Below are 14,213 nucleotides of genomic sequence, written 5' to 3'. Positions count from 1 at the left end.
AGGAGAGCTTTCTGGACGGGGACAGGACTGGGGAGCGGGTCAGGTGCCCGGCGCGGACTCGTCCTGCGCCTGGACGGCCGTGATCGCGACGGTGTTGACGATGTCCTGCACCAGGGCTCCCCGGCTCAGGTCGTTGACGGGCTTGCGCAGGCCCTGCAGCACCGGGCCGACCGCGACGGCCCCGGCCGAGCGCTGCACGGCCTTGTAGGTGTTGTTGCCGGTGTTCAGGTCGGGGAAGATCAGCACGGTCGCCTGCCCCGCCACCCTGGAGCCGGGCAGCTTGGTCGCGGCGACCGAGGGCTCCACGGCCGCGTCGTACTGGATAGGCCCTTCGATCAGCAGGTCGGGGCGGTGCTCGCGGACCAGTTCGGTGGCCCGTCGCACCTTGTCCACATCGGCGCCGGAGCCCGAGGTGCCCGTCGAGTACGACAGCATCGCGATCCTGGGCTCCACCCCGAACCTGGCCGCCGTGGCCGCCGACTGGATGGCGATGTCCGCGAGCTGCTCGGCGTCCGGGTCGGGTACCACGGCACAGTCTCCGTAGACCAGCACGCGGTCGGCCAGGCACATGAAGAAGACCGAGGAGACGATCGAGGCCTCCGGCTTGGTGCGGATGATCTCGAAGGCGGGCCGGACCGTCGCAGCCGTCGAGTGGACGGCGCCGGAGACCATGCCGTCGGCGAGCCCCTCGCGGACCATCATGGTGCCGAAGTACGAGACGTCGGAGACCACGTCGTGCGCCAGTTCGTAGGTGACGCCCTTGTGGGCGCGCAGCTCGGCGTACGACTCGGCGAAGCGCTCCCGCAGCGGGGAGGTCTGCGGGTCGACGATGCGCGCCGTGGCGCCGCCGGGACCCGCCGAGGGGTCCGCCGGGGCCTCGTCGTCGGCGAGCAGATCGAGGTGGATGCTCAGCTCGGCGGCCCGCTTGCGCACGGCGCCCGGCTCGCCCAGCAGCGTCAGGTCGCAGATGTTGCGGCGCAGCAGCACCTCGGCGGCGCGCAGCACCCGCTCCTCGGTGCCCTCCGGCAGCACGATGTGGCGCCGCGCCGCGCGCGAACGCTGCACCAGCTCGTGCTCGAACATCATCGGCGTGACCCGCTCGCTGCGCTCCACCGACAGCCGCTCGGAGAGGAGCGCGGCGTCCACATGCGTCTCGAACAGGCCCAGCGCGATCTCGGCCTTGCGCGGGGTGGCGGCGGTCAGCTTGCCCTCCAGGGACAGCAGCGCGTCCGCGGTCGGCATGGAGCCCTCGGGTACCACCAGCACAGGTGTGCCGGGGGCCAGCCGGGAGGCCAGCGCCAGGGTCTGGTCCCCGGGATGCTCGTCCAGGGTGAGCAGCACTCCGGCGATGGCGGGGGAGCCCGCGGAGTGGGCTGCCAGCGCGCCGATGATCAGGTCCGAGCGGTCGCCCGGCGTGACCACGAGACAGCCCTCGGTCAGGGCGGGCAGGAAGACGGGCAGGTGGGCGCCGCCGAAGACCAGGTTGCGTACGTCGCGCGAGAGCCCCGCGTGGTCGCCGAGCAGCACCTTGGCGCCCGTCGCCTCCTTGACCTGGGCCACCGTGGGCGCCGCCAGGGCCGGCTCCTCCGGCAGCACGAAAACCGGCTCCGGTAGCCGTTCGGCCAGCCCCCGTACCGCGGCGGCGGCCTCCGGGTCGGACACCCGGTTGGCGACCATCGCGATCAGGTCGGCGCCCAGCGAGGCGTAGGCGTCGTGTGCGTTGCGCACCTCGGCGACCACCGCCTCGGGGGACTGGTCCCGGGCGGCGACGACGGGCAGCACGGCCGCGCCGAACTCGTTCGCGAGCCGCGCGTTGAGTGCCAGCTCGGCGGGGAGCCCGGTGTCGGCGAAGTCGGTGCCGAGGACCAGCACGGCCTCGTACGCGTCGGAGACCTGGTGGTAGCCGTCCACCAGGCGGGATATCAGCTCGTCCGTGCCCTGCTCGGCCTGGAGCGCCGCCGCGTCCTCGTAGCTCATGCCGAAGACGGAGGAAGCGGGCTGGGTGAGCCGGTAGCGGCTGCGCAGCAGGTCGTACAGCCGGTCGGGCCCGTCGTGCACCAGCGGCCGGAAGACTCCCACCCGGTCCACCTGCCGGGTCAGCAGTTCCATGACTCCCAGCTCGACGACCTGCCGGCCGTCGCTGCGTCCGATGCCGGTCACGTACACGCTGCGCGTCACGCGCTGTCTCCTCCGGGTCGCGGGCGGTCCAGGTCCGTTGTGGTCGGTCGAGATCGCTCCGGGGTGATTCTCGAGCGATATCGCCTGGAAAACACCCGTAAAGGCACGGCTATACCCTTGACAATACCTGCGCTTGTGGCTACGCCGCTCGTCAGGTGGGTGGTCCGCGGTCCGGGCCGCGGGGACCGGACCGCGGTGGTCCGGATGCTGAGCGGGGCCCATGCCCTCGCCTTCAAGACGTGAAACAATCGCACCGGCTCACACGGACCAGCGGCACCCCGGACAGTGAGGTCCGACCGTGCCCCAAGCGGCCCGTCCCCCCGGCGGGCATCTACGGAGCAGGAGAAGCGAACCCCATGCGCATCGGAGTCCTCACCGCAGGCGGAGACTGCCCCGGTCTCAACGCCGTGATCCGATCCGTCGTGCACCGCGCCGTGCACGACCGCGGCGACGAGGTCATCGGCTTCGAAGACGGATTCAAGGGCCTGCTCGAGGGCCGCTACCGCCCCCTGGACATAAACTCCGTCAGCGGCATCCTCGCCCGCGGCGGCACCATCCTCGGCTCGGCCCGGCTGGAGCGGGACCGGCTGCGGGAGGCGTGCAACAACTCCGAGGAGCTGATCGGCCGCCTCGGCCTCGACGCCCTCATCCCCATCGGCGGCGAGGGCACGTTGACCGCCGCCCGTATGCTCGCCGAGATCGGGCTGCCGGTCGTCGGCGTCCCCAAGACGATCGACAACGACATCTCCGCAACCGACCGCACCTTCGGCTTCGACACCGCCGTCGGTGTCGCCACCGAGGCGATGGACCGCCTCAAGACCACCGCCGAGTCCCACCAGCGCGTCATGGTCGTGGAGGTCATGGGGCGGCACGCGGGCTGGATCGCGCTGGAGGCCGGGATGGCGGCCGGCGCCCACGCCATCTGCATCCCCGAGCGGAACTTCGAGGTCGACGACCTGGTCAAGATGGTCGAGGAGCGTTTCGCGCGGAACAAGAAGTTCGCCATCGTCTGCGTCGCCGAGGGCGCCCACCCGGCCGAGGGCTCCATGCCGTACGAGAAGGGCATGATCGACCAGTACGGCCACGAGCGCTTCGCCGGGATCGGCAACCGGCTCGCCGTCGAGCTGGAGCACCGGCTCGGCAAGGAGGCCCGGCCCGTCATCCTCGGCCACATCCAGCGCGGTGGTACTCCTACGGCGTACGACCGGGTGCTCGCCACCCGCTTCGGCTGGCACGCGGTCGAGGCGGCGCACCGGGGCGACTTCGGTCAGATGACCGCCTTGCGGGGCACCGAGATCGTGATGGCGCCGCTCGCCGACGCGGTTTCGGAGCTGAAGCGGGTGCCGCAGGACCGGATGGACGAGACCGAGGCGGTCTTCTGAGCCGCCGCCGGGGAGGGGGTGCCCCTGGCTGTTGGTTGCGGGCTGCGGGTTGTGTGTGGCTGGTCGCGCCGTTCCCCGCGCCCCTGCGGGGCGCGCCCCCTCTACGCGGTGGGGCTCTTCGTTGCGGCGAGCACCGCCAGTGCGCAGGCGGCCAGCGCTGCGCCCAGTAGGAGGACCCAGGGCAGTGGGGCCGTGTCCACCACTCGGCCGCCGACGAAGGCGCCGAGTGCGATGGAGGCGTTGAAGACGGAGGCGAACAGCGCCCCCGCGGGCTCGCGTTCCGCCGGGGCCGCGGCGAGGACCCACGTCTGGGCGCTGACCGAGAGCCCGCCGTAGGCCAGGCCCCACAGCAGCAGTACGGCGACGGCGAGCCCGGTGGCCGAACCGGCCGCCGCCAGCAGCGCCGTCATGGCCGCGATCCCCGCGCCCAGCGTAAGCAGCGTGCCGCGCGGGTGGCGTGCCGCGCGGGCGCCTGCGGCGAAGTTGCCGGCGATGCCCGCGGCGCCGTACGCCAGCAGCAGCGCCCCGATCAGCGCGGGCGCGACACCGGAGATCTCCTCCAGCACCGGCCGGACATAGGTGTAGGCGGCGAAGTGCCCCGTCACCACCAGCGCGAGGAAGACGAATCCGGCGCGCAGCCGCGCGTTGCCGAACAGCAGCAGCAAGGTGCCGGGACGCACCGGGCGCTCGGCGGGCAGCGCGGGCAGCAGCAGCGCCAGGGCCAGCGCGACGGCCACCGCGAGCCCCGCAGCGGCGCCGAACGCGGCGCGCCAGCCCGCCACTTCGCCCAGCATGGTGCCCGCCGGCACGGCCAGTACGCTCGCGATGCCGATGCCGCCGAACACGGCCGCCAGCGCGGTGTTCAGCGAGCGCTGCGGCACCAGCCGTACCGGGAGGCTCGCCGCCAGCGCCCAGACGCCGCCCAGCGCGACGCCCACCAGTACGCGCGCTGCCAGCAGCACGGTGAGGTTGGGCGCGAGGGCCGACAGCGCGTTGGCGACGGCCAGCAGCAGCGCCAGCCCGGCCAGTGGGACACGGCGGTCGAGTCGGCCCGCGGCCAGCGGGACGAGGGGCGCGGCGAGGGCGGCGACGATGCCGGTGAGCGTGACGGTCAGGCCGGCCGAGCCCTCCGAGACGCGCAGACTGTCGCCGATACGGGTGAGCAGCCCGACCGGCAGCATCTCGGCCGCGGTGACCGCGAAGGTCGCCGAGGTGAGCGAGACGACGCCGAGCCAGGCCCGCAGGGGCGTGCGCTCCGGCGCCGTCGAGGGGGTGGAGGAGAGGGTCTGTGTCATGCCCTCCAGCCTTCGGCCCGCGCCGGGAGGGAACAACGGCGGACTTCTCATCCTTCCATGAGCGGGGCTCATCGACGCGGCAGGCCGAGCAGAAGGAGGCCGAGTTGGACGGCGGCACCAGAATCCGTTCGCTGGAGATGAGAGAGCTGGAGTGCTTTCTCGTCCTCGCGGAGGAGCTGCACTTCGGGCGCACCGGTGAGCGGCTGTACGTGTCGCAGAGCAGGGTCAGCCAGCTGCTGCGCTCCCTGGAGAGCCGGATCGGGGCGCGGCTGGTGGAGCGCACCAGCCGCCGGGTGGAGCTCACCCCGCTCGGCTCCCGTTTCCTCGCGCAGCTGCGGCCCGCCTACGGGCTGCTGGGTGAGGCCGTGGACGAGGCACGCGCTGCGGCACGGTGCGTGGCAGGGCGGCTGCGGCTGGGGTTCCTGGGCAGCGCCAACCACCGGATGACGGCGGCGCTCGGCCTCTTCCACGCCCGCCACCCACGGGTGGAGACCGACATCGTGGAGATCACCATGGCGGACCCGTTCGGGCCGCTGCGGCGCGGCGAGGTGGACGCGGCCGTCGTGCTCCTGCCCGTCGAGGAGCCCGATCTGGTGGTGGGCCCCTGCTTCAATGAGCAGCCGTGGATGCTGGCCGTCTCCCCGCACCATCCCTTCGCCGGGCGCGGCTCGCTGGACGCCGAGGACCTCACCGACTGCCCCCTCATCGCCGCCGCGCCCCCGGCGCCCGGCTATTGGCGGGACCACCAGGCGCCGCCGCGCACACCCCGGGGCCGCACTGTTGCGCGCGGTCCGGCTGTGGCCACGCTCCAGGAAGGGCTGGCCAACGCCGCTGCGGGGCGCGGAGGCATGCTGCTGTGCCGCCCCACCGCTGAGGCGCACGCCCGTGCGGATATCGCCTACGTACCCGTCGAGGGGTTGCCTCTCTCGGAGCTGGCGTTGGTGACCGTGCGGGGTACGGACACCGCGCTGCTGCACGCCTTCACACGGACAGTGGCCGACGCGGCTCAGCCCTTGACCGCCGCGCCCAGCGCGAAGCCGCCCGCCAGCCGGCGGGAGACGAGCACGTACAGCAGGATCACCGGGGTCGAGTAGAGGATGGAGAAGGCCGCCAACTGGCCGTAGACGACCGCGCCGTAGTTGCCGAAGAAGGTGAAGATGCTGACCGAGGCGGGCATCTGCTCCGGGCTCAGCAGCAGCATGAACGGCACGAAGAAGTTGCCCCACATCATCACGAAGCTGTAGATCGCCACGACCGAGACGCCCGGCCCCATCAGCGGCAGTACCACCCGCAGCAGTGACTGCCACCACGAGGCACCGTCCGTCCAGGCCGCCTCCTCCAGTACGCGCGGCACGCCGTCCATGAAGTTCTTCATCAGCCAGATGGCGAAGGGAAGTTGCGAGGCCGCCAGGAACAGGGCTGTGCCGTACAGCGTGTCGATCAGGTTGATCTGCACGAACAGCCCGTAGACCGGCACCATCACGGCTGTGACCGGCAGGCAGGTGGTGAACAGGATGGTGAGCAGGTACGGGCGGCTGAAGCGGGACCGGAAGCGCGAGAGCGGGTAGGCCGCCAGCGCCGCACACGCCACCGTCAGGGCGGTGGCGCCGCCGCACAGCAGCAGGCTGTTGCGCATCGGCGTGAAAGTGATCTCGTCGGTCAGTACGGCCGAGAAGTTCTCCAGCGTGGGGGAGTCCGGCGGTCGTACCCGCAGCGTCGCCTCGGCGTCCAGGGAGGCGAGAACCAGCCATGCGAGCGGCGTCACGAACGCCGCCAGGACCACCACGAGTCCGGCGTCGGCGGCGAGCCGCCCCCGGGCGCGCCTGCTCAACTTCACCGAATCGCAACCTCCTTCGAGTGGAGCGGGCGCCGCCCCCGCGACCTGCGGTCATGGAGGTTCCGTGTAGGTGCGGCGAACTGGGCCTTGGCCGACAACAGTTGGATATTGCGGGGTCCGTGTGTCGTGCGTTGCCGATGCGAGTACCGTGCTGTCACCCGCCGTACGTGCATCTCGTGCGGTCGTGGTCCTACCGGAAGGAAAACGATGACAGCACTGCGCCTCAGATGGCAGCGGTCGGTCGCCATCGCGGCGACCGGTGCCGCGGCGTTCGTCGGCACCGCGATAGCGGCTGCCCCCGCCCAGGCACACACCCCCCAGTGGTCGGTGACCTGTGACTCGGTCTCGATCGATCTCAAGCAGTACGCACCGGAGGGCAACAAGGTCACCGTCAAGGCCGGCGACAAGGTGTTGATCGACGACACCTTCGGCCGCACCTTCCACAAGAAGGTGGACCTGCCCGAGCACAGCAAGCCGCTGGACGTCACGGCCAAGGTCGTGGCCTCGGACGGCGACCAGTTCTCGTGGGGTCCGGAGACCAAGACGTCCCCGGTGTGCGAGAAGCCCTCCGAGACCCCGGCCCCCTCGCCCAGCGAGTCGGAGTCCACCCCGCCGTCGCCCAGCGCCAGCCCCTCACAGAGCGCGAGCGAGAAGCCGGAGCCGAGCGCTTCCGAGCCCAGCAGCAGCGCCCCGGCCGAGAAGCCGCAGGGCGGCGGTGACGACCTGGCCGAGACCGGTTCGTCCAGCAACACCCCGATGATCGCCGGCATCGCGGCCGCCGTGGTCATCGCCGGCGGCGGCCTGGTGGTCTTCGCGCGCAAGCGCCGCTCCTCGCAGAGCTGATCACGGCGCCGACCGCGCCGGGGCTGTCCCCCGTGCAGCCCCGCACCGCTCCGTCGGGTGACTGACGGGCAGTCCGTACCACCGCCCGGCGGCCGGTCCCGACCGGCCGCCGGGCGTTCTGTACGCGCCGGCGGCCCCGCGTACGCCGAGCAGTGCCCCGTCCGCTCCTGCCGCCCGCCTCCGTCCGGCGGCCTCACGGTGCGGTCACCTCCTCCCGCATCAGCCGCAGATAGACGGCGGAGAACAGCGCCCCCACCACAAGCAGCAGCAGCGCGACGGCCGTTCCATAGCCGATGAGCGACTTGGTGAACGCCTGGTCGTACATGAAGACCGGCAGGGTTTCGCTCCGGTGGGCCGGTCCGCCCTTGGTCATCGCCCAGATCAACCCGAAGACGGACAGCGTCTGGAGCGTGTTGAGCATCAGATTGGTGCCGATGGAGCGGCGGATCATCGGCAGCGTGATGTACCACAGCCGCTGCCAACCGCTCGCGCCGTCCACCTCGGCCGACTCGGTGACCTCCTGCGGGATCTCGGCCAGCGCCGCCGAGTAGACGAGCATCGAGAACGCCGTGCCCCGCCAGACGTTGGCGAAGGAGACGGCCAGGATCGGCAGCGTCACCAGCCAGTTCTGGGTGGGCAGCTGCAGCCGCTCCAGCACCGCGTTGAGCTGGCCCTCCCGGTGGAAGAAGGAGTACAGCAGAAACCCCGCCACGATCTCCGGCAGCACCCAGGCGCTGATCACCACGGCCCCGGTGGCCGTTCGCACCGTCCTGGAGGCCCGCCGCATCAGCGAGGCGAGCGCCAGGCCCAGCGTGTTCTGGCCCAGGATCGAGGAGACCAGGGTGAAGACCAGGGTGAGGACGACCGCGTTGCGGAAGTGCGGGTCACCGAAGGCGCGGGTGAAGTTGTCCAGCCCCACGAACGACACCGACTCCTGCCCGGTGAGCCGCATGTCGGTGAAGGCCAGCACCACGCAGTAGCCGATCGGGCCCGCCAGGAAGAGCAGCAGCACGGTGGTGGCGGGCGCCAGCGGCAGCCAGCGCAGTACCCCGGTGCGCACCCGTGCGGGCCGGTCGGTCGTGGCGGTGGTCATTTGGTGACGGTCGCGCCGTCGGCGATCCCGTCCAGCTGCTCGTCGTACGCCTTCGCCGCCGCCTGCGGTGAGGAGTCACCGGTGGCCACGGCCTCGGTGGCCTCCGCGATGGCCGCCGAGACCCGCGGATAGGCGGGCAGCGCGGGGCGGTAGTGGGTGTGCTCCACGCGCTCGGTGAAGAACTTTATGCCCGGCATGGACTTCCGGTAGCGCGGATCGTCGGCCACGTCCTGCCGCACCGCCACCTGGGAGCCGCGGATGCACCATTCGACCGCGTTCTCCTTCGTCTGCATGGTGCGGATCATCTTCCAGGCCAGATCCGGGTTGTCCGAGTGCCGGGGGATCGACCAGGTCCAGCCGCCGGACATGCTCACCTCGCCGGGCGGCCGGCCGTGCTGGGTGGGCATCGGCGCCAGCCCCATCGTCTCCTTCCACTCCGGCCACGGCTTGCCACCCGTCTTGATCCAGAACTGGCTCAGCCAGGAGCCGTCCAGCGCGATGGCCAGCTTCCCCTTCGGCAGCAGCTCGGTGGCGACGTCCGTGGTGACGTTCGGATCGACCATCTGGTCCTCGTCGGGGCCGAGATGCTGGCTGTAGACGGTGTCGAGGAACTTCAGGCTCTCCCGGAAGCCCTTGCCGCCCTTGACCCATTTCTTGGCCTTCGGGTCGTAGAGCGGGTCCTCTCCGGTGCCGTAGAGCAGCATTTCGAAGCCCTGCATGGCTGTTGCCTCACCGGCGCCCTTGCCCGCGTAGACATTGAGCGGGATGACGCCGGGCACCTTCCGCTTGAGGGTGCGGGCGGCCTCGAGTACCTCGTCCCAGGTCTTCGGGCGCCAGTCCTGCGGGAGGCCCGCCTTCTTGAACAGCTTCTTGTTGAACCAGAGGCCCCTGGTGTCGGTGCCGTCCGGCACCCCGTACGTCTGCCCGTCCGCCGCACCGGCCGCCCGCTTGGCAGCGGGCTCGAACTGCTTCCAGTCGTCCCACTTGGCGAGGTAGTTGTCCAGGGGGCGCAGATAGCCGCTCTTGATATCGGAGTTGATCAGGAATGTGTCCTCGTACACCAGGTCGGGCGCCGTCTTCGGAGAGCGCATCATCTGCTGGATCTTGGTGTAGTAGTCCTGCTGCGTCGCCTGGATCGGCACCAGGTCGACCTTCTTGCCCGGATAGCGCTTCTCGAACTTCTCCGCCACGAACTTGAGATAGTCGTCGCGGAAGGTGACCTTGTTGTCGGTCTCCTTGTGGAACGCGATGCGCACGGTGTTCTTGTCACCGGCCCCGCCACCGCCGCAGGCGGTGAGGGTCGCGGCGGCGAGGGCTGTTGCGAGAGCGAGGATCTGCGGAGCGGTGGGGCGCACGGGCATGCCTCCTCGGACCAGGCGGGTCCTGAGTACGGTGGCTCTGCGGACCCTTTGTGGTCAATATCCGTGCGAGGGCGAACAGTTGAGGGCTGATGAGGGGGTGCCCCTTGCTGCGCGTTGCAGACCGCGGGTTGCGCTGTGGTTGCGCGCGCAGTTCCCCGCGCCCCTGACGGGGCAGCCCCCCATGCGGGGGACGGCTACGGGCGCCAGACGTAATGGTGCTCGGGCCGCCCAACTTGGCCGTAGCGGGAATGCCGGTCCGCGCGGCCCGCGGCGACGAGGTACTCCAGATAGCGGCGGGCCGTGATCCGGTTCACCCCCAGCGCTGCCGCCGCCTCGCTCGCCGTCAGCCCGGCAGCAGCCGCATCCCGCAGTTGAGCCGTGATCCGCGTGAGCGTGGGCGCGCTCAGCCCCTTCGGCAGCGTCGAGGCGGCCGGTACGGCGTGCAGCACCGACAGGGTACGGTCCACCTCGTCCTGGCTGATCGCCTCGCCCCGCGTCTCGGCCGTGGCCCGGAAGTCCGCGTACCGCAGCAGCCGGTCGCTGAGCGTACGGAAGGTGAACGGTTTGAGTACGTGCTGGACGACGCCGAGCGAGACGCCTTCACGAATCATCGTCAGGTCGCGCGCCGAGGTCACCGCGAACACATCCTCCGAGTGGCCCGCAGCGCGCAGTGAGCGCAGCAGGTCGAGGCCGCTGCCGTCGGGCAGATACAGATCGAGGAGGATCAGATCGATGCCGCCGGTCTCCGCCGTCGCCGCCTCCTCCAGGGCGCGGAGCGCCTCCGCCCGCGAGTGGGCCTTGGCCGCCACCTCGAAACCGGGCACCCGGGAGACGTAGAGGGCGTGCGCGTCGGCCGCCACGGGGTCGTCCTCGACGACCAGTACGCGCAGGGTCATCGGAGCACCTCCTTGGGGAGTGCCTCCTGGCGCAGCGGCAGCCGCACCTCGAATTCGGCGCCCGCATCGGGCAGATCGCGGGCCCGCACCCGGCCCCCGTGGCGCTCGGCGGTCTGCCGTACGAGGGCGAGGCCGATGCCGTGTCCCCGGCCCGGCTTGGTGGTCCAGTCCCGTTCGAAGAGGCGGTTCCCGGCCTGCGGCGGCAGCCCTGGACCGTCGTCGGCGACGCGGAGGACGAGCTCGCCGGGCGCCGGGGTGGCGGCATGCTGGACGGTGACGGTGACCTGCCCGGCGGGGGAGACGGCCTCCACCGCGTTGTCGATCAGATTGCCCAGCACCGTCACCAGGTCCCTGGGTGGCAGGCCGGATATCTCCTCGATGGCGGAGTCATCGGTCAGCGTCAGCTCCACGCCGCGCTCCTTGGCCTGCGCCGCCTTGCCCAGCAGCAGCGCGGCCAGTACGGGTTCGCGCACGGCGCTGACGACCCGGTCGGTGAGGGCCTGGGCCAGCTCCAGTTCCTCGGTGGCGAAGCGTACGGCTTCGGCCACCCGGCCCAGTTCGATGAGGGAGACGACGGTGTGCAGCCGGTTGGCGGCCTCGTGGGCCTGGGACCGCAGTGCCTCGGCGAAGCCGCGCACCGAGTCCAGCTCGCCCGCCAGGGCCCGCAGTTCGGTGTGGTCGCGCAGGGTCACCACGGTGCCGCGGTGCTCCCCGCCGTCGACCGGCGCGGTGTTGACGACGACGACACGATCGCCGGTCAGATGGACCTCGTCCACCCGCTCCTCGTCGGCCAGCAGCGCCGCGGTCAGCTCGGGCGGCAGACCGAGTTCGGCGACGGGCCGGCCCACCAGCGCCTCGTCACCGTCCCGGCCGAGGAGCAGCCGCGCGCCGTCGTTGACGAGCGCGACCCTCCCCTGCCCGTCCAGCAGCAGCAGGCCCTCGCGCACCGCGTGCAGCGTGGCCTGGTGGTAGGCGTACAGGCGGCTCAGCTCGGCCGCGTTCATCCCGTGCGTATGGCGGCGCAGCCGGGCGTTGATCACGTAGGTGCCGACGGCGCCCAGGGCCAGCGCCCCGCCCGCGACGGCGAGGACGGCGGTGAGCTGCGCGCTGACCTGCCTGCCGATGGTCTCGACCGCGATCCCGGCGCTGACCAGGCCGATGATCCGGCCCTGGTGCCCGTCGTGCGAGGCGGCCCGGATGGGGGTCACCACCCGCACCGAGGGGCCCAGGGTTCCGGTGTAGGTCTCGTCGAAGGTGCGGCCCTTGAGCGCAGGGCCGATATGGCCGACGAACCGCTTGCCGATCCGGTGGGGATCGGGGTGCGTCCACCGGGTGCCGTCCGTGTCCATGATCGTCACAAAGGTGACGCCGGTGTCGCGGCGGACCTGCTCCGCGTACGGCTGCAGCCGCTTGCTGGGGTCGGGCGAGCCGATCGCCTCCCGGACGGAGGGAGAATCGGCCACCGCCTGTGTGGTCGCCCGGGCACGGTGCGTGGCCGCGTCCCTGGCCTGCGACTTCGCGGAGACGTACGCGAACACCGCGCAGCCCACGACCACGGCGGTGACCAGCACGACCTGCATCGCGAAGAGCTGGCCCGCCAGGCTGCGCGGGTGGGACCGCACAGGTGAGCGGGGGCGGGGAACGCGCATTCTCTCAGTCTGCCGTGGCTTGTTCCGTGCACGTAATGCACGTAAGGGTGACGCACATCGCACCGTGTTGCATAGTCGCCGGGACTCAGCACGATCCGGATTCGCAATCGACCGTCCACCTGGACGTTCCCGCGAAGACGTCGTGAAGTGACCCATGGACGAGGAGCCCCCGACGTGTCGAAGAAGACACCGCAGCAGGCCGCAGCGGGCGCTGCGCCGGAAGCACCACGCGCGAAACGGGACCGTACGCACTACCTCTACATCGCGGTGATCGGCGCCGTGATCCTGGGCGTGATCCTGGGCCTGACGGCACCGGGCGTGGCCACCGAGCTGAAACCGCTCGGCGAAGGGTTCGTCAGCCTGATCAAAATGATGATCTCCCCGATCATCTTCTGCACGATCGTGCTGGGCATCGGCTCCGTCCGCAAGGCGGCCAAGGTCGGTGCCGTCGGCGGGATGGCGCTCGGCTACTTCCTGGTGATGTCGCTGGTAGCGCTGGCCATCGGGCTGGCCGTCGGCAATGTGCTGGACCCTGGTGAGGGGCTGCATCTGACCGACGCGGCGCGGGACGCGGGCGCCTCACAGGCAGGGGAGAGCCAGGGGACGGTCGAGTTCCTGCTCGGCATCATTCCCACCACCTTGGTCTCCGCCTTCACCACGGAGCAGGTCCTGCAGACCCTGCTGGTCGCGCTGCTCGTCGGCTTCGCGCTGCAGGCCATGGGCAGCGCCGGGGAGCCGGTGCTGCGCGGCATCGGGCACATCCAGAAGCTGGTCTTCCGGGTGCTGGCGATGGTGATGTGGGTGGCCCCGGTCGGCGCGTTCGGTGCCATGGCAGCCGTGGTCGGGGAGACCGGCGTGGACGCGCTGAAATCCCTCGCCGTGATCATGCTCGGCTTCTACACCACCTGTTTCCTGTTCGTCTTCGTCGTGCTCGGGCTGATCCTGCGCGCCTTCACCGGCGTCAATATTTTCGCGCTCTTCAAGTACCTGGGCCGGGAATTCCTGCTGATCCTCTCCACCTCCTCCTCCGAGTCGGCGCTGCCGCGGCTGATCGCGAAGATGGAGCACCTGGGCGTCAGCAGGCCCGTCGTCGGCATCACCGTGCCGACCGGCTACTCCTTCAACCTCGACGGCACCATGATCTACCTGACCATGGCCTCGATCTTCGTCGCCGAGGCCATGGGCAACCCGCTCGGCATCGGCGAGCAGATCTCGCTGCTGCTGTTCATGTTCGTCGCCTCCAAGGGCGCGGCCGGGGTCACCGGCGCCGGCCTGGCCACCCTCGCGGGCGGCCTCCAGTCCCACCGTCCCGAACTGGTCGACGGCGTCGGTCTGATCGTCGGGATCGACCGCTTCATGAGCGAGGCCCGCGCGCTGACCAACTTCGCCGGCAACGCGGTGGCCACCGTGCTGATCGGCACCTGGACCAAGGAGATCGACCGGGGGCGGGTCCAGGAGGTGCTGGCCGGGCGGCTTCCGTTCGACGAGCAGACGCTGTCCACGGCGCACGGGCCGGCACCGGCCCACGACCCCCTCACCAAGAGCGAGCCCCTGGACCGGGTGCCCTCCCAGGCCTGACGTACCCCGCATGCGGGCCGCGCTTGCCCACCCTGCGCAAGCGCAAGAGGGTGGCCATTCAGGGGCGCGGGGAACTGCGCGACAAGCCACAACGGGCCCGC

11 protein-coding genes are annotated in these 14,213 nt (G+C 71.0%); 4 read left to right on the top strand and 7 right to left on the bottom strand.

Annotated features, from left to right (window positions below; genetic code table 11):
* Positions 1 to 39: 39 nt before the first annotated feature.
* Positions 40 to 2,178, bottom strand: a complete 2,139-nt coding sequence (pta, locus tag HC362_RS09485) for a phosphate acetyltransferase (RefSeq protein ID WP_243083445.1) — start codon at positions 2,176 to 2,178, stop codon at positions 40 to 42.
* Positions 2,179 to 2,534: 356 nt separating this feature from the next.
* On the opposite strand from pta, the gene HC362_RS09480 reads away from it, so the two are divergent.
* Positions 2,535 to 3,560: an ATP-dependent 6-phosphofructokinase gene (locus HC362_RS09480; RefSeq protein ID WP_243083444.1), complete on the top strand. Its 1,026-nt coding sequence runs from the start codon at positions 2,535 to 2,537 to the stop codon at positions 3,558 to 3,560.
* A gap of 101 nt (positions 3,561 to 3,661) precedes the next feature.
* Here HC362_RS09480 and HC362_RS09475 read toward each other — a convergent pair whose 3' ends face one another.
* Positions 3,662 to 4,855: an MFS transporter gene (locus HC362_RS09475; protein ID WP_243083443.1), complete on the bottom strand. Its 1,194-nt coding sequence runs from the start codon at positions 4,853 to 4,855 to the stop codon at positions 3,662 to 3,664.
* Between the two features lie 137 nt (positions 4,856 to 4,992).
* Here HC362_RS09475 and HC362_RS09470 point away from each other — a divergent pair, with 137 nt between their 5' ends.
* The gene (locus HC362_RS09470; RefSeq protein ID WP_243088458.1) at positions 4,993 to 5,949 is read left to right on the top strand and encodes a LysR family transcriptional regulator; all 957 of its coding nucleotides are present in this window, start codon (positions 4,993 to 4,995) and stop codon (positions 5,947 to 5,949) included.
* Here HC362_RS09470 and HC362_RS09465 read toward each other — a convergent pair.
* Complete coding sequence (locus HC362_RS09465; protein WP_209264750.1) at positions 5,862 to 6,686, bottom strand: carbohydrate ABC transporter permease; 825 nt, start codon at positions 6,684 to 6,686, stop codon at positions 5,862 to 5,864. The two genes, HC362_RS09470 and HC362_RS09465, sit on opposite strands and share 88 nt — an antisense overlap.
* A 213-nt stretch (positions 6,687 to 6,899) precedes the next feature.
* On the opposite strand from HC362_RS09465, the gene HC362_RS09460 reads away from it, so the two are divergent.
* The gene (locus HC362_RS09460; protein WP_243083442.1) at positions 6,900 to 7,535 is read left to right on the top strand and encodes an LAETG motif-containing sortase-dependent surface protein; all 636 of its coding nucleotides are present in this window, start codon (positions 6,900 to 6,902) and stop codon (positions 7,533 to 7,535) included.
* 193 nt (positions 7,536 to 7,728) lie between these two features.
* Here HC362_RS09460 and HC362_RS09455 read toward each other — a convergent pair whose 3' ends face one another.
* The 4 genes from HC362_RS09455 to HC362_RS09440 form a co-directional block, all read right to left on the bottom strand.
* Positions 7,729 to 8,628, bottom strand: a complete 900-nt coding sequence (locus HC362_RS09455; RefSeq protein ID WP_243083441.1) for a sugar ABC transporter permease — start codon at positions 8,626 to 8,628, stop codon at positions 7,729 to 7,731.
* Positions 8,625 to 9,983 carry an ABC transporter substrate-binding protein gene (locus HC362_RS09450; protein WP_243083440.1) on the bottom strand — a complete coding sequence of 453 codons (1,359 nt, stop codon included), beginning with the start codon at positions 9,981 to 9,983 and terminating at the stop codon, positions 8,625 to 8,627. Before HC362_RS09450 ends, HC362_RS09455 begins: the two co-directional genes overlap by 4 nt.
* A gap of 200 nt (positions 9,984 to 10,183) precedes the next feature.
* Entirely contained in the window at positions 10,184 to 10,885 is a 702-nt protein-coding gene (locus HC362_RS09445) for a response regulator (protein ID WP_243083439.1), read from the bottom strand.
* Positions 10,882 to 12,534 carry a sensor histidine kinase gene (locus tag HC362_RS09440; RefSeq protein WP_243083438.1) on the bottom strand — a complete coding sequence of 551 codons (1,653 nt, stop codon included), beginning with the start codon at positions 12,532 to 12,534 and terminating at the stop codon, positions 10,882 to 10,884. The genes HC362_RS09445 and HC362_RS09440 overlap by 4 nt, the downstream gene beginning before the upstream one ends.
* A 174-nt stretch (positions 12,535 to 12,708) precedes the next feature.
* On the opposite strand from HC362_RS09440, the gene HC362_RS09435 reads away from it, so the two are divergent.
* Positions 12,709 to 14,112 carry a cation:dicarboxylase symporter family transporter gene (locus HC362_RS09435; RefSeq protein ID WP_279240083.1) on the top strand — a complete coding sequence of 468 codons (1,404 nt, stop codon included), beginning with the start codon at positions 12,709 to 12,711 and terminating at the stop codon, positions 14,110 to 14,112.
* Positions 14,113 to 14,213: the final 101 nt, after the last annotated feature.

This window comes from Streptomyces sp. 891-h (assembly GCF_022760275.1).
GTDB classification, from domain to species: Bacteria; Actinomycetota; Actinomycetes; order Streptomycetales; family Streptomycetaceae; genus Streptomyces; species Streptomyces spirodelae.
The sequence above is the reverse complement of the archived record's forward strand: the minus strand, read 5'-3'. Positions and strand labels throughout refer to the sequence as shown.